The sequence below is a fragment of the Klebsiella sp. CN_Kp088 genome, assembly GCF_040064335.1.
GTDB classification, from domain to species: domain Bacteria; phylum Pseudomonadota; class Gammaproteobacteria; order Enterobacterales; family Enterobacteriaceae; genus Klebsiella; species Klebsiella aerogenes.
The window spans coordinates 344,321-364,940 of sequence record NZ_JBEAIQ010000016.1; the positions used below are offsets into that span (position 1 = coordinate 344,321).

22 protein-coding genes are annotated in these 20,620 nt (G+C 57.3%); 16 read left to right on the forward strand and 6 right to left on the reverse strand.

The genetic code is table 11. The features are described 5' to 3' along the window. Positions 1-200: 200 nt before the first annotated feature. The 3 genes from flgN to flgA all read right to left on the reverse strand — a co-directional run bounded on the left by flgN (position 201) and on the right by flgA (position 1,675). Positions 201-635, reverse strand: a complete 435-nt coding sequence (gene flgN / locus ABLV08_RS08285) for a flagellar export chaperone FlgN (RefSeq protein WP_032711327.1) — start codon at positions 633-635, stop codon at positions 201-203. 2 nt (positions 636-637) lie between these two features. Further along, the gene (gene flgM / locus ABLV08_RS08290; protein ID WP_015367332.1) at positions 638-961 is read right to left on the reverse strand and encodes a flagellar biosynthesis anti-sigma factor FlgM; all 324 of its coding nucleotides are present in this window, start codon (positions 959-961) and stop codon (positions 638-640) included. A gap of 63 nt (positions 962-1,024) precedes the next feature. Continuing rightward, positions 1,025-1,675: a flagellar basal body P-ring formation chaperone FlgA gene (gene flgA, locus ABLV08_RS08295; protein WP_032711329.1), complete on the reverse strand. Its 651-nt coding sequence runs from the start codon at positions 1,673-1,675 to the stop codon at positions 1,025-1,027. Between the two features lie 159 nt (positions 1,676-1,834). Between flgA and flgB the strand changes: the two genes are divergently transcribed. From flgB to flgL, 11 genes are all read left to right on the forward strand, one after another. Next, positions 1,835-2,248 carry a flagellar basal body rod protein FlgB gene (gene flgB, locus ABLV08_RS08300; protein WP_348855740.1) on the forward strand — a complete coding sequence of 138 codons (414 nt, stop codon included), beginning with the start codon at positions 1,835-1,837 and terminating at the stop codon, positions 2,246-2,248. A gap of 5 nt (positions 2,249-2,253) precedes the next feature. Further along, on the forward strand, positions 2,254-2,658 hold the full coding sequence (gene flgC, locus ABLV08_RS08305) for a flagellar basal body rod protein FlgC (protein WP_015367329.1): 405 nt from the start codon (positions 2,254-2,256) through the stop codon (positions 2,656-2,658). 12 nt (positions 2,659-2,670) lie between these two features. Beyond that, a complete protein-coding gene (gene flgD / locus ABLV08_RS08310) occupies positions 2,671-3,348 on the forward strand; it encodes a flagellar hook assembly protein FlgD (protein ID WP_015367328.1) in 678 nt (225 codons plus the stop codon). A gap of 44 nt (positions 3,349-3,392) precedes the next feature. Then, positions 3,393-4,607: a flagellar hook protein FlgE gene (flgE, locus tag ABLV08_RS08315; RefSeq protein ID WP_015367327.1), complete on the forward strand. Its 1,215-nt coding sequence runs from the start codon at positions 3,393-3,395 to the stop codon at positions 4,605-4,607. A gap of 12 nt (positions 4,608-4,619) precedes the next feature. Beyond that, positions 4,620-5,375 (forward strand): flagellar basal body rod protein FlgF, encoded by a 756-nt coding sequence (locus ABLV08_RS08320; protein WP_015704934.1) that lies wholly within the window; start codon positions 4,620-4,622, stop codon positions 5,373-5,375. A 34-nt stretch (positions 5,376-5,409) separates the two neighbouring features. Beyond that, positions 5,410-6,192 carry a flagellar basal-body rod protein FlgG gene (gene flgG, locus ABLV08_RS08325; RefSeq protein WP_015367325.1) on the forward strand — a complete coding sequence of 261 codons (783 nt, stop codon included), beginning with the start codon at positions 5,410-5,412 and terminating at the stop codon, positions 6,190-6,192. Between the two features lie 82 nt (positions 6,193-6,274). Beyond that, positions 6,275-6,976 carry a flagellar basal body L-ring protein FlgH gene (gene flgH, locus ABLV08_RS08330; RefSeq protein WP_015367324.1) on the forward strand — a complete coding sequence of 234 codons (702 nt, stop codon included), beginning with the start codon at positions 6,275-6,277 and terminating at the stop codon, positions 6,974-6,976. Positions 6,977-7,015: 39 nt separating this feature from the next. After that, positions 7,016-8,116, forward strand: coding sequence for a flagellar basal body P-ring protein FlgI (locus ABLV08_RS08335; RefSeq protein ID WP_015367323.1), 1,101 nt, complete (start codon positions 7,016-7,018; stop codon positions 8,114-8,116). Continuing rightward, positions 8,116-9,060 (forward strand): flagellar assembly peptidoglycan hydrolase FlgJ, encoded by a 945-nt coding sequence (flgJ, locus tag ABLV08_RS08340; protein WP_348855741.1) that lies wholly within the window; start codon positions 8,116-8,118, stop codon positions 9,058-9,060. The genes ABLV08_RS08335 and flgJ overlap by 1 nt, the downstream gene beginning before the upstream one ends. A gap of 182 nt (positions 9,061-9,242) precedes the next feature. Next, on the forward strand, positions 9,243-10,892 hold the full coding sequence (flgK, locus tag ABLV08_RS08345) for a flagellar hook-associated protein FlgK (RefSeq protein WP_015704937.1): 1,650 nt from the start codon (positions 9,243-9,245) through the stop codon (positions 10,890-10,892). Between the two features lie 21 nt (positions 10,893-10,913). After that, positions 10,914-11,873: a flagellar hook-associated protein FlgL gene (gene flgL / locus ABLV08_RS08350; RefSeq protein WP_348855742.1), complete on the forward strand. Its 960-nt coding sequence runs from the start codon at positions 10,914-10,916 to the stop codon at positions 11,871-11,873. 655 nt (positions 11,874-12,528) lie between these two features. On the opposite strand, the gene ABLV08_RS08355 is transcribed toward flgL, so the two are convergent. Continuing rightward, positions 12,529-12,927, reverse strand: coding sequence for a helix-turn-helix domain-containing protein (locus tag ABLV08_RS08355; RefSeq protein ID WP_077203216.1), 399 nt, complete (start codon positions 12,925-12,927; stop codon positions 12,529-12,531). Between the two features lie 74 nt (positions 12,928-13,001). Here ABLV08_RS08355 and ABLV08_RS08360 point away from each other — a divergent pair, with 74 nt between their 5' ends. After that, positions 13,002-13,508, forward strand: a complete 507-nt coding sequence (locus ABLV08_RS08360; RefSeq protein WP_348855743.1) for a DUF2938 domain-containing protein — start codon at positions 13,002-13,004, stop codon at positions 13,506-13,508. Here the strand turns inward: ABLV08_RS08360 and ABLV08_RS08365 are convergent. Next, positions 13,483-14,364: a LysR family transcriptional regulator gene (locus tag ABLV08_RS08365; RefSeq protein ID WP_042892833.1), complete on the reverse strand. Its 882-nt coding sequence runs from the start codon at positions 14,362-14,364 to the stop codon at positions 13,483-13,485. The two genes, ABLV08_RS08360 and ABLV08_RS08365, sit on opposite strands and share 26 nt — an antisense overlap. 170 nt (positions 14,365-14,534) lie before the next feature. Here ABLV08_RS08365 and ABLV08_RS08370 point away from each other — a divergent pair, with 170 nt between their 5' ends. The 4 genes from ABLV08_RS08370 (at position 14,535) to ABLV08_RS08385 (ending at position 19,729) form a co-directional block, all read left to right on the forward strand. Next, entirely contained in the window at positions 14,535-15,725 is a 1,191-nt protein-coding gene (locus tag ABLV08_RS08370) for an MFS transporter (RefSeq protein WP_348855744.1), read from the forward strand. Between the two features lie 297 nt (positions 15,726-16,022). Beyond that, positions 16,023-17,078, forward strand: coding sequence for an amidohydrolase family protein (locus tag ABLV08_RS08375; protein WP_020079213.1), 1,056 nt, complete (start codon positions 16,023-16,025; stop codon positions 17,076-17,078). After that, complete coding sequence (locus tag ABLV08_RS08380; RefSeq protein ID WP_015704942.1) at positions 17,068-18,336, forward strand: MFS transporter; 1,269 nt, start codon at positions 17,068-17,070, stop codon at positions 18,334-18,336. Before ABLV08_RS08375 ends, ABLV08_RS08380 begins: the two co-directional genes overlap by 11 nt. A 58-nt stretch (positions 18,337-18,394) precedes the next feature. Continuing rightward, complete coding sequence (locus tag ABLV08_RS08385) at positions 18,395-19,729, forward strand: MFS transporter (protein ID WP_015367312.1); 1,335 nt, start codon at positions 18,395-18,397, stop codon at positions 19,727-19,729. 39 nt (positions 19,730-19,768) lie between these two features. Here the strand turns inward: ABLV08_RS08385 and ABLV08_RS08390 are convergent, their stop codons facing one another. Continuing rightward, a complete protein-coding gene (locus ABLV08_RS08390; protein ID WP_015704943.1) occupies positions 19,769-20,485 on the reverse strand; it encodes an IclR family transcriptional regulator in 717 nt (238 codons plus the stop codon). Positions 20,486-20,620: the final 135 nt, after the last annotated feature.

The window sequence follows — 20,620 nt, forward strand, 5'->3', positions numbered from 1 at the left end:
ATACAGACCGTAGGCCGGATAAGGCGCAGCCGCCATCCGGCGCGAAAATGGCTCGTTACCCGCGGTTATTGCCCGGCGGCGCTACGCTTGCGCGGGCCTACAGATCACATGCCGCCGTAGGTCAGGTAAGCGTAGCGCCACCTGACAAAAAACGGCGCTACGGATAACCGTCGCCATGGGGGAAATACAGAGAAAGGGGGTCAGACGCCGATTTTACGGCCCAGCAGACTGGCGGCGCGCGACTGACCGTCCGGCCCGTACAGCGATTTATTATTCTTGCTAAGAATTGCCAGCGCCTGCTGGTTATGGGCGATCTGTTGATTGAGCAACAGACCGTTATGCTGATTCTTTTCACGCAGGCTCTGGCTTAACTGCTGGATCTGCCGCCAGCGTTCGCCGAAGCTTTCATGGCCCGGGTAAGGCGCGCGTAGCGCAAGGTTGGCTTCCAGCGCCGGGCGCTGTTGTTCAAGCCAGGCCACCGTCGCCAGCAGTTGACTCTTGCTATCGGTGACGCGCTGCAGCGCCACGCCGGGCAGTTCATCCGCACACAGCAATTGTTGCTCTTGCGCCAGCACGTCATCCAGCGCCCGCAGGGTTTCCGCCAGTTTATCCAGCAGAGTGCGTAATCTGTCCATCATCAGGCCTTATCTGTTTTGCTACCGGCAAGGCGCTGGATATCGTTGTGCGCATCCTGCAGCAGGGCGTCGGCGATTTTGCCCGCGTCCATTTTCAGCTCGCCGCTACGAATCGCCTGTTTGATAGCCTCGACCCGGTTCATATCAATATCCTGGGTGCCGGGCTGCATCAGCCGCGCCTGCGCATCGCTCAGTTTCACTTTGGTGGCGCTAACGGCGGTTTCCGCCGCGGCGGCCTTGCGCGGCTGAAGCGGGTTGTCGGCCGGGGTTTCACGCGGCTGCACCGTGGAAACCGGCTGTAACCGCTGGGTGCGATCGATACTCATGGTCCATCTCCAAAATGGGTTTCTAATGGGGTTATCGGCAGGGGCTGGCAAACCTTTACTTTTTTATAACGTAATACGGATGGATCCATCCTCCCCGGCGATACCGCTGACGATTTTGCCGGAAACCATGCGCACGCGCACGCTATCTTCGGCTGCCGCGTTATTCATCGCCTTACCGGCACCGCTGATGCTAAAGCCGTCCCCCTCGGCCATGACCTGCACTGGCTGACCGGCTTTGATCACCCACGCGCGACGCAACATAGAGAGCGTCAGCGGTTGGCCTGGGCTGATATTCCGCAGCGTCACCGCGCCCAGCGCTTTTTTGCTGTCGGTCAGCGTACGCGGCGGCAGGGTATCGAGCCTGCCTGATTTTAGCACCACATCCGCCGGGGTCAGCGGCGTTCCGCCGCTAATACCGCGCGCCGCCGCCAGATAACGGCCAAATACCTGCACTTGGGTCTGAATAAACCGCCGCTCCTGCCCGCAGCGGGCGGAGACGCTGATATTGCCGCCGATTCGCGCATTGGGCGCCAGCGACAACTGCGGTAATTCACACGGCGGCCACTGAGCGGGCGGCGTGCGCACCAGCACTTTCACCTGCACGGCATTATCGTTGAATTTGCTTTTAATGAAGCTTTCGATTTGCGTCGCCAGCGTGTCGGCGCGGGCGCTCAGGCTGCACAGCAGGCCGACCAGCAGGATTTTACTTTTCATCGCGTTCCCCTCACGCCACCCGGAAAGGGGTTAAGTGTAACGGCTGCCCCGAGGGACTAAACAGATAAATAGCGGCCCATTTTGCCCCTATTCCCGCGATAGGTTGGCGCAGGGGGCGTTTATGCTGTCGGCTCCAAATTCTAACCTTGCGGAGGGAGCATGCTCGACAAACTGGACGCTGCTCTGCGTTTTGGCCAGGAGGCGCTGAACCTGCGCGCCCAGCGCCAGGAAATACTGGCCGCCAATATCGCCAACGCAGACACGCCGGGCTATCAGGCGCGGGATATCGATTTCGCCAGCCAACTGAATAAAGTCCTGCAACAGGGGCGGGTAAACGGCAACGGCATGGCGCTGAACCTGACGGCGGTGCGTCATATTCCGGCGCAGACCATGCAGCCGCCGGAGCTGGATCTGCTGTTCCGGGTGCCGGACCAGCCGTCGATGGACGGCAACACGGTGGACATGGATCGTGAACGCACCAACTTCGCTGACAACAGCCTGAAATATCAGACCGACCTGACGCTGCTCAACGGTCAGATCAAAGGGATGATGTCGGTGCTGCAACAAGGATAAGGCCAATGTCTTTACTCAATATTTTTGATATCTCCGGCTCGGCGCTCTCGGCCCAGTCACAGCGGATGAATGTCAGCGCCAGCAATATGGCCAACGCCGATAGCGTCACCGGCCCGGATGGCGAACCCTATCGCGCGAAGCAGGTGGTGTTCGAAGTGGCCGCGGCACCAGGGCAGCAGACAGGCGGCGTGCGCGTCTCGCAGGTGGTCGATGACCCGGCGCCCGCGCGGATGGTTTATCAACCGGGTAATCCGCTGGCCGATGCTAAGGGTTATGTACGGATGCCGAACGTCGATGTGGTAAGCGAAATGGTTAACACCATCTCCGCCTCCCGCAGCTATCAGGCCAACGTCGAAGTGCTCAACACCACTAAGTCGATGATGATGAAAACCCTGACGTTGGGTCAGTAACCGGAGCTCCCGATGGCTATTGCCGCAACCACCAATGAATCGACCAACAACGCGGTTCTTGATTCCGCCAGCAAAAGCAGCACCAGCCAGGATCTGCATAACAGCTTCCTGACGTTGCTGGTGGCGCAGTTGAAAAATCAGGACCCGACCAACCCGATGCAGAACAACGAGCTGACCTCGCAGCTGGCGCAGATTAATACCGTACAAGGCATCGAAAAACTCAACACCACCCTTGGCGCGATCTCCGGGCAGATCAACAGCAACCAGTCGCTGCAGGCCAGCGCGCTGATCGGCCACGGCGTGATGGTACCGGGTAATAACATTCTGGTCGGCAGCAAAGAAGGCCAGGTCAGCACCACGCCGTTTGGCGTCGAACTGGAGCGCGCCGCCGACCAGGTGACGGCAACCATCACCAACGCCAACGGCCAGGTGGTGCGGACCATTGAGATTGGCGGCCTCACCGCCGGGGTGCACGCCTTCACCTGGGACGGCTCGCTGGATGATGGTACCGCCGCGCCGGACGGCGCCTATAAAGTGGCGATTAACGCCAAGGGCAACGGCGAGCAGCTGGTGGCGCGTAGCCTGCACTTCGGCATGGTTAACGGTGTGATTAACGACAGCAACGGCGCGAAGCTGGATCTCGGCCTTGCCGGTAACGCCAGTCTCGAAGAAGTGCGGCAGATCCTGTAATTCGCACCTGATTTTATCGATATCCTCAATATTTGGAGAGTAACATGGCCTTTTCTCAGGCAGTCAGCGGCTTAAATGCGGCGGCCACCAATCTCGACGTGATTGGCAACAATATCGCTAACTCCGCGACCGCGGGTTTTAAATCCGGCAGCGTGTCGTTCGCCGATATGTTCGCCGGTTCGCAGGTCGGGCTGGGGGTTAAAGTTTCCGGGATCACCCAGAACTTTAAAGGCGGCACCACTACCGGCACCAGCCGCGCGCTGGATGTGGCGATTAACGGCAACGGCTTCTTCCGCATGCAGGATAAAGACGGCGGTATTTTCTATACCCGCAACGGCCAGTTTAAGCTGGACGAAAACCGCAATCTGACCAATATGCAGGGGCTGCAGCTGACCGGCTATCCGGCCGCCGGCACGCCGCCGACCATTCAACAGGGCGCCAACCCGGTACCGCTGAGCATTCCGGAAGGAATGATGAACGCCAAAGCGTCGACTTCCGGCGAAATGGTCGCCAATCTGAAGTCGACGCATAAAGTGCCGGAGAACAAGACCTTCGACCCGGCGAAGCAGGACAGCTATAACTACGTCAACACCATCACCGCCTACGATTCGCTGGGTAACGCCCACAACATCAACGCCTATTTCGTGAAAACCGACGATAACAAATGGCAGGTCTATACCCAGGACGGCAGCGCGGCTGCGGTCAGCGCGGGCACCATGGAGTTCAATACCAGCGGCAACCTGGTCAGCGTTAACGGCCAGGCGGGCGAGTTCAGCATGACCATTCCGATGAGCGCGAAAGACGGCGCCCCGGCGCAGAACTTCACGCTCAGCTTCGCCGGTAGTATGCAGCAGAACGTCGGTAGCGATTCGGTGAGTAAAGTGGCGCAGGATGGTTATGCCGCCGGTGAATACACCAACTTCCAGATTAACGATGACGGTACCGTCGTCGGTATCTATTCCAACCAACAGACCCAGGTCCTGGGGCAGATTGTGATGGCCAACTTCTCCAACCCGGAAGGGCTGGCGTCGCAGGGCGATAACGTCTGGCAGGAGACCGGCGCCTCCGGCCAGCCACGGGTGGGACTCTCCGGCGGCGGCGGTTTTGGCAAGCTGACCAGCGGCGCGCTGGAGTCTTCCAACGTCGACCTGAGCCAGGAGCTGGTGAACATGATTGTCGCCCAGCGTAACTATCAGTCCAACGCCCAGACCATCAAGACGCAGGATTCGATCCTGCAGACGCTGGTCAGCCTGCGCTAACGGAACTGAGTTATGGATCACGCGATTTATACCGCGATGGGCGCCGCGCGCCAGACGCTGGAGCAACAGTCGATTACCGCCAACAATCTCGCCAACGCCTCGACGCCGGGCTTTCGCGCCCAGCTCGCCGCGCTGCGCGCGGTGCCGGTTGACGGGCCGAGCCTCGCCACCCGCACGCTGGTGGCGGCCTCGACGCCGGGCGCCGATATGAGCCAGGGGGCGCTGAACTACACCGGGCGCCCGCTGGACGTGGCGCTGCAGCAGGACGGTTTTCTGGCGCTCAGCCTGCCGGGCGGCGGCGAAGCCTATACCCGCAACGGCAGCATTCAGGTTTCGGCTAACGGTCAGTTGACGGTGCAGGGAATGCCGCTGCAGGGCGACGGCGGGCCGATTGAGGTACCGCCATCGGCGGAAATCACTATCGCGGCCGACGGCACCATTTCGGCGCTGAACCCCGGTGACCCACCGAACACCATCGCGCAGATTGGCCGCCTGAAGCTGGTGAAAGCCGATGCGCGCGAAGTGATGCGCGGCGATGACGGCCTGTTCCGCCTGACCCCGGAAACCCAGCAGCGCCGCGGCAATCTGTTGGCCAACGACCCGCAGGTGCGGGTCATGCCGGGCGTGCTGGAGGGCAGTAACGTCAAGCCGATGGAGACCATGGTCGATATGATCGCCAATGCCCGTCGCTTTGAAATGCAAATGAAGGTCATCCACAGCGTGGATGAGAACGAACAGCGGGCGAATTCTCTGCTGTCAGTAAGCTGATAGCCAGTCGGCCCGCGGCCAAAGGAAATAACCAATGATTCCCTCTTTATGGATTGCGAAAACCGGTCTTGATGCGCAGCAGACCAATATGGACGTGATCGCCAACAACCTGGCGAACGTCAGCACCAACGGGTTTAAACGCCAGCGCGCGGTGTTTGAAGACCTGCTTTATCAGACCATGCGTCAGCCGGGGGCGCAGTCCTCCGAGCAGACCACGCTGCCTTCCGGCCTGCAGATCGGTACCGGCGTGCGCCCGGTCGCCACCGAGCGTCTGCATAGCCAGGGCAACCTGTCGCAGACCAACAACAGCAAAGACGTGGCGATTAAAGGCCAGGGCTTCTTCCAGGTGCTGCTGCCGGACGGCAGCCAGGCTTACACCCGTGACGGCTCGTTCCAGATCGATCAGAACGGCCAACTGGTGACCGCCAGCGGCTTCCAGGTGCAGCCGGCGATCACTATTCCGGCCAACGCGTTGACCATTACCATCGCCCGCGATGGCATCGTGAGTGTCACCCAGCAGGGTCAGACCGCCGCCCAGCAGGTCGGGCAACTGACGTTAACCACCTTTATTAACGACAGCGGCCTCGAAAGCGTGGGTGAGAACCTGTACCAGGAAACTGAAAGCTCCGGCGCGCCGAATGAGAGCACGCCGGGCCTGAACGGCGCCGGTATGCTCTACCAGGGTTATGTCGAGACCTCTAACGTCAACGTGGCGGAAGAGCTCGTTAATATGATCCAGACCCAGCGCGCCTATGAGATCAACAGCAAAGCGGTTTCGACGTCGGATCAGATGCTGCAGAAACTGACCCAGCTGTAATGTTTGATGACGGGCGTCGCCTGCCGCGCCCGTCGCTTTTTTGGTGTAACAAAGGCGATACCCCGTGGTAACCACACATTCGATGGCCACCCTGCCGCGCCAGGGACAACGCTTGCTGGCGGGCATGGTGATGCTGACGCTGAGCGGCTGCGCGTACATTCCGCATAAACCGTTGGTCGATGGTTCGACCTCGGCGCAGCCCGCGCCGCCGACCGCGCCGGTACCGAACGGCTCAATTTTTCAGGCCGCGCAGCCGATGAACTACGGCTATCAGCCGCTGTTTGAAGACCGCCGCCCGCGCAATGTTGGCGACACGTTGACTATTGTGCTGCAGGAAAACGTCAGCGCCAGCAAGAGTTCTTCCGCCAATGCCAGCCGTAACGGTTCCAGCAAGTTTGGCGTCGCCACCGCGCCGCGCTACTTAGACGGCCTGCTGGGCAACGCCCGCGCCGATATGGATATTTCCGGCGATAACAGTTTCGGCGGTAAAGGCGGGGCGAACGCCAATAACACCTTCAACGGCACCATTACCGTCACCGTTAATCAGGTGTTGAGCAACGGCAACCTGCACGTGGTGGGGGAAAAACAGATCGCCATTAACCAGGGCACCGAGTTCATCCGCTTCTCCGGGGTGGTTAACCCGCGCACCATCAGCGGTAGCAACTCGGTTACCTCAACGCAGGTGGCGGACGCACGCATCGAGTATGTCGGCAACGGCTACATCAATGAAGCGCAGACGATGGGCTGGCTGCAGCGGTTCTTCCTCAACGTCTCCCCGTACTAATGAGCGGGCCATTTGCGCTGTTACTGAAAAGAGATTCACATGGTTAAAAAACTCATCATTGCGCTATTAATCGGCGCGGCCAGCTTACCGGCGACGGCGGAGCGTATTCGCGATCTGGTGACGGTACAGGGCGTGCGAGATAACGCCTTAATCGGCTACGGCCTGGTGGTGGGGCTCGACGGCTCCGGCGACCAGACCATGCAAACGCCGTTTACCACCCAAAGCCTTAGCAACATGCTATCGCAGCTCGGCATTACCGTGCCGCCGGGCACCAACATGCAGCTTAAAAACGTCGCCGCGGTGATGGTCACGGCGAAGCTGCCGCCTTTCGCGCGCGCGGGGCAGAATATCGATGTGGTGGTCTCATCAATGGGCAACGCCAAAAGCCTGCGCGGCGGGACCTTGCTGATGACACCGCTCAAAGGGGTGGATAACCAGGTTTATGCGCTGGCGCAGGGCAACGTGCTGGTGGGCGGCGCCGGCGCGGCGGCGGGCGGCAGCAGCGTACAGGTCAATCAGTTGGCCGGCGGACGCATCAGCAACGGCGCCACCATCGAGCGCGAACTGCCGACCACGTTCGGCAGCGGTGGGGTGCTCAACCTGCAGCTCAATGATGAAGATTTCACCCTCGCGCAGCAGATTAGCGATGCGATTAATCGCCAGCGCGGCGGCGGCACCGCATCGCCGCTCGATGCGCGTACCATTCAGGTACTGGTGCCGCAGGGCAATAGCTCGCAGGTGCGTTTCCTCGCCGAGATCCAGAATATCAACGTTAACGTTGGCGCCATGGACGCCAAAGTGATCATCAACTCGCGTACCGGTTCGGTGGTGATGAATCGCGAGGTGATCCTTGACTCCTGCGCGGTGGCTCAGGGTAACCTGTCGGTGGTGGTCGACAGACAAACCAGCGTCAGCCAGCCGACGACGCCGTTCGGCGGCGGCCAGACGGTGGTCACGCCGAATACCCAGATTTCGATGCAGCAGCAGGGCGGTTCGCTGCAGAAAATCAACGCCAGCGCCAACCTCAACAACGTGGTGCGCGCGCTGAACGCGCTGGGAGCGACGCCAATCGACCTGATGTCGATTCTGCAAGCCATGCAAAGCGCCGGCTGCCTGCGCGCCAAACTGGAAATTATCTAATGGCCAGCGATGTTATGGCGATGTCGGGCGCCGCCTATGACGCCCAGGCGCTGAACGGCCTGAAGCGCGATGCCGCCGCCGATCCGCAGGGCAACCTTAAGCAGGTGGCGCAGCAGGTCGAAGGCATGTTTGTACAGATGATGCTAAAGAGCATGCGCGCCGCGCTACCGCAGGATGGCGTACTCAGCAGCGACCAGACCCGGCTCTACACCTCGATGTACGATCAGCAGATTGCTCAGCAGATGTCGCAAAAGGGATTAGGGCTGGCCGACATGATGGTCAAGCAGATGAGCAACGCCAACGCGGTCCCCAGCGAAACGGCGGGCACCGCGCCGATGGCGCTGGATAATGAGGTGCTGCAGACGCTGCCGAATCAGGCGCTGGAGCAGATGATCCGCTGGGCGGTGCCGAAAGCGCCGCCGGCCGCCGCGCCGCTATCGCTCAACAACGGCAATTTCGTTGCCCGTCTGTCAATGCCGGCGCGCGCCGCCAGCGAGCAGAGCGGGATCCCGCATCAGCTGATTGTCGCCCAGGCGGCGCTGGAATCCGGCTGGGGGCAGCGCGAAATCCTGACCGCTGACGGTACGCCGAGCTACAACCTGTTTGGTATTAAAGCCGGGGGCAACTGGAAGGGGCCGGTTACCGAGATCACCACCACTGAGTTTGAACAGGGGGTGGCGAAGAAGGTGAAGGCCAAATTCCGTGTCTACGATTCGTACTTCTCGGCGATTGCTGATTACGTCAAGCTGCTGACCAACAACCCGCGCTATGCCTCGGTTGCCGAAGCGTCCACTCCGGAGCAGGCGGCGCACGAGCTGCAGCGCGCAGGTTACGCCACCGACCCGCAGTACGCCAGCAAGCTGGTCAGCGTGATTCAGCAGATGAAGCACGCCGGGGCGCAGGCGGTGAAAGCCTATGCCGCGGATATTAACGATCTGTTCTAGGTTCGGAGGTCGCGCCTTCTCCGGGCTACCAAATCGCACAGCGCGTAGGCCGGATAAGCGTAGCGCCATCCGGCATAAAAGCGGCTGCGGAATTTTGCAGGCAGATTTACTCAAGTTTTTACTTCTCTGACCGATAACAAGGGCAAGCTGAGCGAATTGACTTGGCAGCATAAGGAACCCTGATGTCCAATAGCTTAATCAATACGGCGATGAGCGGACTGAATGCGGCGCAGGTGGCGCTCAGTACCGTCAGCAACAATATCTCTAACTACAACGTGGCGGGTTATAACCGGCAGACGGCGATTCTGGCCCAAAACGGCGGCCTGGCCACCATGAACGGTTTTATCGGTAACGGCGTGACCGTGACCAGCGTGAACCGCGAATATAACCAGTTCATTACCAACCAGTTGCGCGGCGCGCAGAGCGCGGCCGGTTCGCAGAACGCCTACTACGAAAAGATTTCGCAGATCGATAATCTGCTGGCCAGCAAAACCAATACCCTGTCGGGGAGCCTGCAGGATTTTTTCACCAATTTGCAGAACCTGGTGAGCAACGCCGGCGACGACGCGGCGCGCCAGACGGTGCTGGGCAAGGCTAACGGCCTGGTCAACCAGTTTAATAATACCGATAAATATCTGCGCGACATGGATAGCGGCGTTAATCAGCAGATTAATGACACCGCCCAGCAGATTAACAGCTATAGCCAGCAGATTGCCCGTCTTAACGATGAGATTACCCGCCTGCGCGGCAGCGCCAGCGGCGAACCGAACGCGCTGCTCGATCAGCGCGATCAACTGGTCAGCGAACTCAACCAACTGGTGGGCGTTCAGGTAACCCAGCAGGACGGCGACGCCTATACCGTCTCCTTCGCCAACGGCCTGACCCTGGTGCAGGGCAACAACAGCTATCAGGTGGAAGCGATCCCTTCCAGCAGCGACCCTTCGCGCCTGACTCTCGGCTATAACCGCGGCAGCGGCGCCAGCGAAGTGCCGGAAGGGCAGATCACCAGCGGCAGCCTGAGCGGCGTACTGCGTTTTCGCAGCGAGACGCTGGACGGCGTGCGCAATCAGCTCGGCCAACTGGCGCTGGCGATGGCCGATAGCTTTAACCAGCAGCACCGCGAGGGCTTCGATCTCAACGGTGAGCAGGGGGGCGATTTCTTCAGCTTCAGCGGCGCGCGGGTGGTTGATAACACGCGCAATACCGGCGATGCCTCGCTGTCGGTGTCGTATACCGATACCAGCAAGGTAAAAGCCAACGATTACCGCGTAGAGTATGACGGCGCCAACTGGCAGGTCAGCCGTCTGCCCGACAACGTCAAAGTCAACGCCACCGCTGGTAAAGATGCAGACGGTAACCCGACGCTGAGCTTTGATGGTCTCGAAGTCAGTATTGATGGCAACCCGCAGCAGAAAGATAGCTTTACGGTGAAGCCGGTCAGCGACGTGGCGGGCAACCTGAAAGTGGCGATTACCGATTCAGCGAAAATCGCCGCCGCCGGTAAAGATGACAGCGGCCGCGGCGATAACGATAACGCTAAAAAACTGCTCGATCTGCAGACCAAAAACCTGGTGGATGGCAAAGCGACGCTCAGCGGCGCCTACGCCGGGATCGTCAGCGGCGTGGGCAACCAGACCGCCGCCGCGAAGGTGAGCAGCGAATCGCAGTCCAGTATCGTCACCCAACTGGCCCGTCAACAGCAGTCGCTCTCCGGGGTAAACCTCGACGAAGAGTATGGCGAGCTCCTGCGTTTCCAGCAGTACTACATGGCGAACGCCCAGGTGATCCAGACCGCCAGCTCGCTGTTCGACGCGCTGCTGAATATTCGTTGATTGTATTGAGGAACTGACAGCATGCGCATGAGCACCAGCATGATGTACCAACAGAACATGACCGGCATCACCGGCAATCAGTCGCTGTTTATGAAGGCCGCCGAGCAGCTTTCAACCGGCAAGAAGGTGATTAATCCCTCCGACGATCCGCTGGCGGCATCGCGGGCGGTGATGCTGTCGCAATCACAGGCCGAGAACAATCAGTACACCCTGGCGCGCACTTTCGCCCGCCAGAGCGTATCGATGGAAGAGACCGTGCTTTCCGGAGCCACCTCGACGATTTCTGATATCAAGGCGCTGATCGTTAACGCCGGCGGCACCGAGAGCGATAACGACCGCGATTCGCTGGCGACCCAGCTACAGGGGCTGAAGGATCAACTGCTCAACCAGGCCAACAGTACCGACGGCAACGGACGCTACCTGTTTGGCGGCTATGAGAATGATAAGCCGCCGTTTGTCGATACTAACGGCAAGATTAGCTATCAGGGCGGCAATAAAACCGTTGAACAGAAGGTCGACGCCAACCGTACGATGACCATCGGCCATACCGGTAATTCGGTATTTATGGCGCTGACCAGCAATCCGAAGCCGGAGCCGGACGGCAGCGCGCCGGTCGCCGATGTGTTCGCCAATATCGATATTGCGCTGGAGGCGTTGAAAACGCCGCTGCAGGGGGCCGATGACGCCACCAAACAGCAGGTGAACGATGCGCTGGCGAAGGCCAACCGCGGCCTCGATAACTCCTACAACAAGGTATTGAGCGTGCGCGCCGAGCTGGGTAACCAGCTGCAGGAGATGGATCAGCTCGATAGCATCGGTAAAGAGCGTGATATGACCAACCAGCTGCAGATGAGCGCCCTGACCGATGCCGACCTTGCGGAATCTATCTCTTCTTATTTTATGCAGCAGGCGGCGCTGCAGGCATCTTATAAAACTTTCAGCGATATGCAGGGTATGTCGCTGTTTCAGATGAATCGCTAATCACGAATAACCGCTTTTTCATTTAGCACCTTGGCACCTCATCCCGTTCTCTCTGTGTACGCGGGGTGAGGTGCCCTTTTTTTATCAGCTGGAAGTGGGGGGAGCCTCGGGAACTAACTCGCCCAAGCGACTATTTGGTTGAAAAGTCATCTCTCGTCAATTGTTTTTCCTTTTCCCAATGAACCCTGTGGAGGATAATTATCCTCACGACTTTTATATAACTAGATCAAATACATGTTATCGGTATAAACGATCACCACTTTCTCCCACCAACATCAGACAATGACATTGCTGACGTAATTATGCGGGTTATCAGATGAATAATTTTTTAAAACGATGGTTGTCTACTCAATTTAAGTACTTTGCCAGCACCCTGATCCCGGTACTACTTATTCTTGGATTCGGGATGCTCGCAGTAACATTCTGGCCTTCTTTTGCCTGGGGATCGACAGCGATATTCGCAGTTGTCGTGATCGCCATTACCTTTTGGTTGGTTTGAGATGAAAACAGGACTCCAATTTTCATAAGATGGACTGAGGTTGCTTATATCTCAGTGGGGTCTGCTTCGTTGGCGGTAACCTGGTACTACACGTCTTGTTAGGGGTGCCATAATTACCCCGTAATCTGAGTAAAAAGCGGTATCGCTCAGGGACGATCATTTTAAGAGCCGAATTCCTTTCGCCACAATTTTTTTAAATTCAGGGCATTGCATATGTTCCGGCGCAGTACAGCGGGCAGCGTGTTTTAGCCCCTGGCTTAACAGCTGTAACCGACGAATGGTGTTATCTATCTCCTTCGCGCGCTGCTCAAGCCGTTGGTTATCAATGGCTATCTTGCCGTCAGCGTCAAATATCCCGGCTATTTCAGAAAGCGAAAAGCCGGCGGCCTGTCCCAGCACGATCAGTTCCAGCTTATTCAGCACATTTTCATGGTACTGCCTTCGCAGACCATGACGACCAATCGGCTTGATCAAACCTTTCTTTTCATAAAACCGCAGCGATGAAGGCGTAATGCCGGACAGCGTCGCGACCTCGCGGATATCCAGTTCTTTCATGATTGACTTAAACCTCGCTTTAAGTTGCACACTGGTCAACAGAGTAGCATTGGCTCATAAAAAGGAAGAATAAATTGAAGATGATTGTTGCTGTGCAAATTTTGCTGACGGGCCTCGGCGCCACGTTAGTCATGGATTTATGGTCGCTCTTTCAGAAGCATATACTCAAGATTGCGCCGCTGAACTATGCGCTGGTCGGTCGCTGGGCGTTATGGCTTTCGCGGGGGAAAGTGCGGCATAACACCATCTGCGCAACCCCTTCACTACATGGAGAGCGTTTTATCGGTTGGTTATGCCATTATCTGATCGGTATCGCTTTTGCGGCGGTGCCGCTTGCGTTGAGCGGCGCCGATTGGTTTTATGCCCCCACTCTGGCGACAGCGCTGCTGTCAGGGGTCGTAACCTTATTGGCGCCGTTCTTGATACTGCAACCCGCATTTGGTTTTGGCGTCGCGGCCTCACGGACTCCCCGACCGTGGCTGGCGCGTTCGCTGAGCCTACTGGCGCACCTGGCCTACGGAATCGGGCTGTATCTGGCGGCGAGCGCTTACAAAGTTATGGCGATGTCAGCTGATCTTTAATCTCATCAAACAGGGCAATTAAATGATCGGCCACCACTCTGACGCGCCGCGAATGGGCTAAATCGGAATGCATCACCAGCCATAGGGTTTGGTCGACGCCGATATCCGCATTCACGCACTGCAGGCCATTTTTCCGCGCCATAAAGTGTGGCAACACGCCCAGCCCCAGGCCGGCTGAAACCGCCGACAGCTGCGCCAGCAGCGTGTTGGCTTCCACCCGGCACGGCCTGCCGCGAAGCGTCCGAGTTATCCAGCGCGCGGCGGGCAGATGCTGGTGTGATTCTGGCCAGCCAATGTACTGAGCATGGTTGAACGCGGCGTCAGTAGAGCCTGCTAGTCCGGTATCGGCGCTGTACAGACCAAACCCTACCTTCCCGAGACGCTTCAGCGTCAGGTTGCCGCTTTCCGGTTTGACCATTCGAATGGCTAAATCGGCATCCCGTCGATGCAGGTTGACGGATTGCACGCCGCTGAGCACCTCGACCCGCAGGTCGGGATATTTTTCCATCAAGCCGTTGAGTGAAGGCAGAATAAAATGCGCCGCCAGATTGTCTGAGGTAGCCAGCCGGACCAGTCCGGCCACGTTCCCCTGCAGCCTCGCCGTCTCGCCAAAAGCGAGCCCTGCATGCTCAAGCGCCTCTGCTCGCGCCAGCAGCGCCTCGCCATCATCCGTTAGCCGGTAGCCGCTTTGATGCCGGCTGAAAAGGGGGACAGCCAATGATTTTTCCAGCCGGTCGAGTCTTCGTGACAGGGTTGCGATGCCCATATCCATAGTTTCTGCCGCGCCGCTTAGCGTACCTGAGCGGGCCACAGCCAGAAAAATCCGCGTATCATCCCAGTTAAAATCTGCTTTCATTATTTTCCATTTTTGGAAAACGGCTCTCCGTTTTCATGTCTGTTTTATCACTTCTCCTGGAATGATACTGCACTTCACCTCAAGAGAAGGCAATAAGCAACGACGCGGAACTTCAACCGTATCAGGCAAGCCAACTCTTTTTTAGCCATTTACCCAGGGATACAGAAGACATGAACGACCTCGTTTTACAGGCCAACCCGACGCCAGTGCGCGCATGGCTCGCCGTAGCTGCGCTGGGAGTCAGCGCATTTTCGATTGTGACCAGCGAACTGGCGCCGGTCGGTATGCTCAGCGCGCTGGCGAACGATTTGCATCAGTCGCAGGCGGGAGCGGGTCTTGCCGTCACCGCTTATGGCTGGGTGGCCGCGCTGGCCGCTTTACTGGCCGGCGCGATCCCCGCCCGGATTTCACGGAAGGCGCTATTGATTGTATTGATGTTAATCCTCGCATTTTCTTGTCTGGCGGCGACGCAGTCGCACACCATACAGACGTTTATGACGGCGCGGATGACAGGGGCGCTGGCGCATGGCGCATTCTGGGCGCTAATAGGCACCGTGGCGGTACAACTGGTACCGGTTGATAAACTGGGGCTGGCCACCTCGGTGATTTTCGCCGGTGTTTCGGCGGCCAGCGTGCTGGGCGTGCCGCTATCGAGCTTTATTGCCGACATGGTCGGCTGGCGACAGGCATTCAGCGCGATTTCACTACTCTCATTAGCCACCGCCGTGGCTTTGCTCTGGACGCTCCCCACGCTGGCGGCTCCGCAGCCGTTGAGGCTGAAGGTTTACGTTGGGATAGTTAAGAATCCGCTACTGCTTTCATTGTTCGGCGCTACAGCCTGCGTTATTTCCGCGCATTTTGCTGCCTTCACCTATCTTGAGCCGTTGCTAACGCAAACCCGTGGTATACCGACATCAACGATTTCCGCGCTGTTATTGATGTCAGGACTTTCCGGGCTGCTGGGAAATCTCATCGCCGGCAAACTCATCGATCGACATATCAGGTTGCTGATTATGACATCACTGCTGCTCAGCGCAGGCGCGCTGGGGATGCTGGGGATGAAGAGCCTGTCCTCGCTTCCTCTTTGGTTCACCGCGGTATTGCTCGGCATATGGGGCGCGGGCATGGCTATCGTGTTCGTTGGCTTGCAAACCTGGCTGCTACAAAGCGCAGGGGAGGCGACGCAGCCTGCATCCGCCTTATATGTCGCTATTTTCAATGCTGCCATCGGCACTGGCGCGCTTGTCGGCGGCCTGGTATCGGCAAGGTTTGGTCTTTCGTCACTGGCATTACTGGCGGCGGTGGCGATGATCTGCGGTATGGCGCTGGTCTGGAAGCTGAAAAGTCCCATGGCGATATAACGCTTTACTCATCGAATAGTCATCCGTAAATGGACAGAGTGAATGGGTCTGGCAGACGTAAGGTTTGCCAGATATCTGGCTGCGACGAGCGGTATGACATTATAACTTATTGAAATTAAATTTATTTTTGTTTTTTCTCAACGTTCTCCTTCTTTAGCGACTTTAAACATCTGTGATTCACCTCTTATTTACATCATTTAAACCAATCGTTAACTGGATAAAAACACGCCAGCCTCGTTATAGTAGTTTTGTAAAATAAAACACGGTTGTACATAGTACAACAATTGCGAGGTGTTCATGGAGATCGTTACCGCACCGCATCTTGCGGTCAGAAACGAGTGGCTTGCGTTACATCGTGAGCCGCCACTACAACCCGAGCTGCCCATTATTGATGCGCATCATCATCTCTGGGATCGGCAAACCGGACGCTATCTCACCCATGAGTTCAGCGACGATATCCAGACCTCAGGGCATCGCGTTTTCTCCTCGGTCTACGTGCAATGCCGCTCTATGCTGCGTCGCCACGGGCCGGAAACGTTGAAACCGCTTGGTGAAATTGAGTTTGCCAGCGGGATAGCCGCGATGTTCGCCAGCGGACATTATGCAAACGCTCTTGGATGTGAAGCCATCATCGGCGGCTTGAGCTTGCTGGCGGGCGATGCGATGCAGCCTGCCATCGAGAGCGCGCTGGCTTTATCAGGCGGGCGGTTGCGCGGAATGCGTAATCCATTGGCCTGGCATCCGGATCCGCGGGTCACGTCCAGCCCGGTTACACCACCGGCAGGACTGGCCCTGAGCGAACCGTTCCGCCGGGGCGCTGCCTGCCTCGCACAAAATGGATTGTCGCTTGATGTGTGGGTTTACCACACGCAACTGGATGAAATTGCCGAGCTGGCGCGGCAAATACCAACGCTACAGATTGTGCTCGATCACTGCGGCGGGCCTGTCGGCGTAGGGCCTTATTCAGAAAGAGATCCTGACATGTTTCAGCAGTGGCGAAGCAGTATGCGACATCTGGCGGAACTGCCGAACGTATGCGTAAAAATTAGCGGATTTGGTATGACGGTCAGGGGATTTCCCTTCGCAGCGGCAGAAACGCCGCCGGATTCGCAAATGCTGGCACAGGCATGGCAACCGTGGTTTGAGACCATCATTGCTCTTTTCGGTGCGGAACGCTGCATGTTTGCGAGTAACTTTCCGGTCGACAAAGGCATGTTCAGCTACGGCGTCTTCTGGAATGCGTGCAAACGCCTGGCGCAACAGGCTTCCCCTGATGAACAGGCGCAGTTGTTCTGGCGCACTGCCGCAACCTGCTACCGGATAACCTCTGTGGAGAATATCAATGACCAGTAAAAGCGAGCTCAAGCAGTTTACTGCGACTAAAGCGACGCCTGACGCTTTGCCTCAGCACGTGGCTGAGAAACGAACTCTGGCGCTGGGCGGCCTTGGCTGGGCATTTGAAAGCTACGACTCATTTCTACTCTCATTATTATTGCCGGTATTAGGAGTGGTGTTTGGCGTGAATAAAAGCGAACTTGGACTATTTATCAGCGTCACTGCCGGTGGACAGATCATCGGCGGGATCCTGTTTGGTTTTATCGCCGATAAAATTGGTCGGGTAAAAACGGCCATGACCTGTATCGCCATCTATTCACTCTTTTCCGGACTGTTAGCCTTTACGCACGATCAACAGCATTTCGCACTTTTGCGTTTTTGCGGTGCGCTGGGTATGGGCGGAATGTGGACATCAGGTGCGGCGCTGATTGCTGAAACCTGGCGGCCAGAGCGGCGCGCGCGCGGCGGCGCTTTGATGCAAATGGGCTTACCCGTTGGCGCTATTCTGGCTATCAGCCTGACGGCAATCGTGAGCTCGGTTAACGGCGGCCTGGAGCAGGGCGCATGGCGCTATCTGTTTATGATCGGCGCGCTGCCGGTATTCATTATGAGCGTGGTGGCCTGGTTCACGCCGGAATCACAGGTTTGGCTTGCACGACAGCAGGGGAAAGCTAAGCGCACTCAACCTGCCTCGAAACTGGGCAAACACAATCTGAAAGGCCTGCTGCTGGCTTTCGTCTTTATCTTCTTTATTCAGTATCTATTCTGGGGGGTATTTACCTGGACACCCACCTATCTACGAGAAGTAAAACATCTGGATTTTTTACATAGCCTGAAATTTGTGCTCGCGCTGCAGGTCGGGGCGATCGCAGGTTTTCTGGTCTTTTCAGTACTGGCGGATAAATGGGGACGCCGTCCGATGTTCCTGATTTATCTGTTAACGGGCGCCATTGCCGTCGCGCTTTACCTTGTGACCACTCAACCCTTCATTCTGATGCTGGCGATTTTCATGGCTGGTTTTGGTGTTAACGGGATTTTTGCCGGATCTGGACCATTCCTTGCAGAAATCATCGGAGACACGTCATCGCGTGGCTTCCTGATGGGGCTCGCCTACAACGGAGGCCGGCTGGGCGGATTTATCGCGCCCCTGCTCATCGGCGCTGTGGCCAGCGCCGGCGGTTTCACTGCGGGACTGGCGACTACCGTGGTCGCCTTCCTGGCGGCAATGGTGGTGGTGTGGCTGGCGCCAGAAACCAGAGGCGTCAAGCTGAAGTAAGGCATGATATCTCTACATCGTTTTCCTGATAAACATAATGAAACCCTGCGAGGAAACAATGACCGAACAATCACCGAATAGCGCTATCGACAACGATGCGCTGGAAAAAGAGACCATGCGGCGGGTTATCTGGCGCATCCTGCCTTTTCTGGTCGTAAGCTATCTGGTCTCGATTATTGACCGGGGCAATATAGGTATGGCTGCGCTACAGATGAATGAGGATCTGGGCCTGAGCAAGGCGGCTTTTGGCTTCGCCAGCAGCTTATATTTTGTCGCCTACTTTATATTTGAGGTACCCAGCAACCTGGCGATGCAGAAGGTGGGCGCGCGATTGTGGCTCCCGCGGATAATGATCAGTTGGGGAGTGGTATCGATGTGCATGGCGCTGGTGCAAAATACAACCTCCCTTTATATCGTGCGTTTTCTGCTGGGAGCGGCGGAAGCGGGCTTTTTCCCGGGCGTGGTGCTCTATCTTACCTGGTGGATCCCTTCGCGTTACCGGGCGCGTATTATTGCCTCTTTTATGGTGGCCATTCCGCTGGCTAACTTTATTGGCTCACCGCTTTCAGGTTTGATCCTGACGCTGGATGGCTGGTTTGGGCTGCGCGGCTGGCATCTGTTATTCATTATTGAGGGGCTGCCTGCGGTGCTGCTGGGGATAGCCGCATTTTTTATCCTGCGGGACCGCCCACATCAGGCTGGCTGGTTGAACGAGCGGCAGAAAGCGTGGCTGGAAAACACCCTTCAGGCAGAGCGTCAACAGCAGAAACAGATCGGCCACATCAGCACATGGCAGCTGTTGAAGCACCGCCAAATCTGGCTCATGGCGCTGATTTATGCCGGCGCGTCGTCTGCTGGCACCACGCTTAGCGTCTGGTCGCCACAGCTACTGAAGTCTTTCCATCTTGATAACCTGACTACCGGGCTGCTTAATGCTATCCCCTATGGCCTGGCCTCGGTGCTGATGATTGTCTGGGGTCGGAGTTCGGATCGCACTAATGAACGTCGCTGGCACACGGCTCTCACCCTCTTTATGATTGCGGCTGGCGTGTTCGCGGCGTTCATCAATCTCTCGCTGCCGATTACCATTGTTATTCTCAGTACCATATTAATTGGCGCTTATTCGGCGAAGGGGCCATTCTGGGCGCTGGCCTCAGGCTGGATGAGCAGCACCTCAGCCGCCGCGGGGCTGGCGGCAATCGGCGCGATAGCTAATCTGATTGGCGGAGTGGTGATGGTGAATGCCTATGGTGTGATTAGCGAACAGACAGGAAGCCATACGCTGGCGATGCTACCACTGGCTGGCTTGTGCCTGGCAGGCGGTATCGCGGTGCTGATCATGGGACGCCGTTACTCGCAGCCTGCCGGTCAGGAAAAACCGGTCACCCATTAATAAGCAAAGGCGGGATTTTTCCCGCCTTTTCAACATACGTTATTCTTTTATATCGTAAAACGTCTCGCAGAAGGATTTACTGGCTCCTAACTTGATCGACAGGCGGTTGGCCGTCTCGCGCATTAGCTGGCTGAGGCCGCTCTCTTTGCGGTCCGCAGTCAGACGCGATGACGGTCCTGTCAGCGCCAGTGCCGCGATGGGGTTATCGTGGACGCCAAAAACCGGCATCGCGAAGGCCGCGGTGTGCGGATCGCGCGCGCCAGAGGTATAGAACGGCAGCGTTTCTTCGTCTTCCGACAGCGCCTCACCCAGTCCCCAATGACGTAAAACTTTGCTGATCGCGGAGCCATCCAGTGGAAATTGACTGCCGGGCAGGTTGCTATGGCGTAATCCCTCTGACGCTTCGGCGCGGAACAGACACAGGCGTTGGCCGCCCTCTATCACATACCAGCTCGCGCTTTCACTGGAGGCCTGAGACAGCGCCTGCAATTCCGGTTGTACAATTCTCGCAAGCTGAAATGATTGCTCATAAAGCTTGCCGAGATAGAGCAGACGGTGGCCGAGCGTATAGGTGCCATCATCATGCCGGATAATGTAGTTCATACGCTCAAGCGAATTCATTAAGCGATAAACGGTGGTTTTGTGGTATCCCGAAAGCTGGGCCAGCTCAGTTAACGTCAGGCTGTCATTACCGGGCCGGAAGCAATCCAGTAAAGCGAGCGCCTTTTCAACGGCAATTACGCCTTCATTCCCCATCATTTTCTCCTTTTGGCCGAACAAAATTGTACCTGAATTTTGTGATTAACATCGTGTTTACATCACAAACACGCTCTCAGCGCTGGCGAAAAGAGAAGCAATGCTCGTATAGTTGTTTTATATAGTACATCTGTG

Excerpts from the sequence above, each read along its gene's own strand:
- ABLV08_RS08320 (WP_015704934.1), top strand. The coding sequence starts at position 4,620 with ATGGATCACGCGATTTATACCGCGATGGGCGCCGCGCGCCAGACGCTG.
- ABLV08_RS08385 (WP_015367312.1), top strand. The coding sequence starts at position 18,395 with ATGACCGAACAATCACCGAATAGCGCTATCGACAACGATGCGCTGGAA.
- ABLV08_RS08370 (WP_348855744.1), top strand. The coding sequence starts at position 14,535 with ATGAACGACCTCGTTTTACAGGCCAACCCGACGCCAGTGCGCGCATGG.
- flgA (WP_032711329.1), bottom strand. The coding sequence starts at position 1,675 with ATGAAAAGTAAAATCCTGCTGGTCGGCCTGCTGTGCAGCCTGAGCGCC.
- flgJ (WP_348855741.1), top strand. The coding sequence starts at position 8,116 with ATGGCCAGCGATGTTATGGCGATGTCGGGCGCCGCCTATGACGCCCAG.
- ABLV08_RS08375 (WP_020079213.1), top strand. The coding sequence starts at position 16,023 with ATGGAGATCGTTACCGCACCGCATCTTGCGGTCAGAAACGAGTGGCTT.
- flgH (WP_015367324.1), top strand. The coding sequence starts at position 6,275 with ATGGCCACCCTGCCGCGCCAGGGACAACGCTTGCTGGCGGGCATGGTG.
- ABLV08_RS08355 (WP_077203216.1), bottom strand. The coding sequence starts at position 12,927 with ATGAAAGAACTGGATATCCGCGAGGTCGCGACGCTGTCCGGCATTACG.
- flgK (WP_015704937.1), top strand. The coding sequence starts at position 9,243 with ATGTCCAATAGCTTAATCAATACGGCGATGAGCGGACTGAATGCGGCG.
- flgC (WP_015367329.1), top strand. The coding sequence starts at position 2,254 with ATGTCTTTACTCAATATTTTTGATATCTCCGGCTCGGCGCTCTCGGCC.
- ABLV08_RS08335 (WP_015367323.1), top strand. The coding sequence starts at position 7,016 with ATGGTTAAAAAACTCATCATTGCGCTATTAATCGGCGCGGCCAGCTTA.
- ABLV08_RS08365 (WP_042892833.1), bottom strand. The coding sequence starts at position 14,364 with ATGAAAGCAGATTTTAACTGGGATGATACGCGGATTTTTCTGGCTGTG.
- flgB (WP_348855740.1), top strand. The coding sequence starts at position 1,835 with ATGCTCGACAAACTGGACGCTGCTCTGCGTTTTGGCCAGGAGGCGCTG.
- flgM (WP_015367332.1), bottom strand. The coding sequence starts at position 961 with ATGAGTATCGATCGCACCCAGCGGTTACAGCCGGTTTCCACGGTGCAG.
- flgD (WP_015367328.1), top strand. The coding sequence starts at position 2,671 with ATGGCTATTGCCGCAACCACCAATGAATCGACCAACAACGCGGTTCTT.
- ABLV08_RS08380 (WP_015704942.1), top strand. The coding sequence starts at position 17,068 with ATGACCAGTAAAAGCGAGCTCAAGCAGTTTACTGCGACTAAAGCGACG.
- ABLV08_RS08390 (WP_015704943.1), bottom strand. The coding sequence starts at position 20,485 with ATGGGGAATGAAGGCGTAATTGCCGTTGAAAAGGCGCTCGCTTTACTG.
- flgL (WP_348855742.1), top strand. The coding sequence starts at position 10,914 with ATGCGCATGAGCACCAGCATGATGTACCAACAGAACATGACCGGCATC.
- flgE (WP_015367327.1), top strand. The coding sequence starts at position 3,393 with ATGGCCTTTTCTCAGGCAGTCAGCGGCTTAAATGCGGCGGCCACCAAT.
- flgN (WP_032711327.1), bottom strand. The coding sequence starts at position 635 with ATGGACAGATTACGCACTCTGCTGGATAAACTGGCGGAAACCCTGCGG.
- flgG (WP_015367325.1), top strand. The coding sequence starts at position 5,410 with ATGATTCCCTCTTTATGGATTGCGAAAACCGGTCTTGATGCGCAGCAG.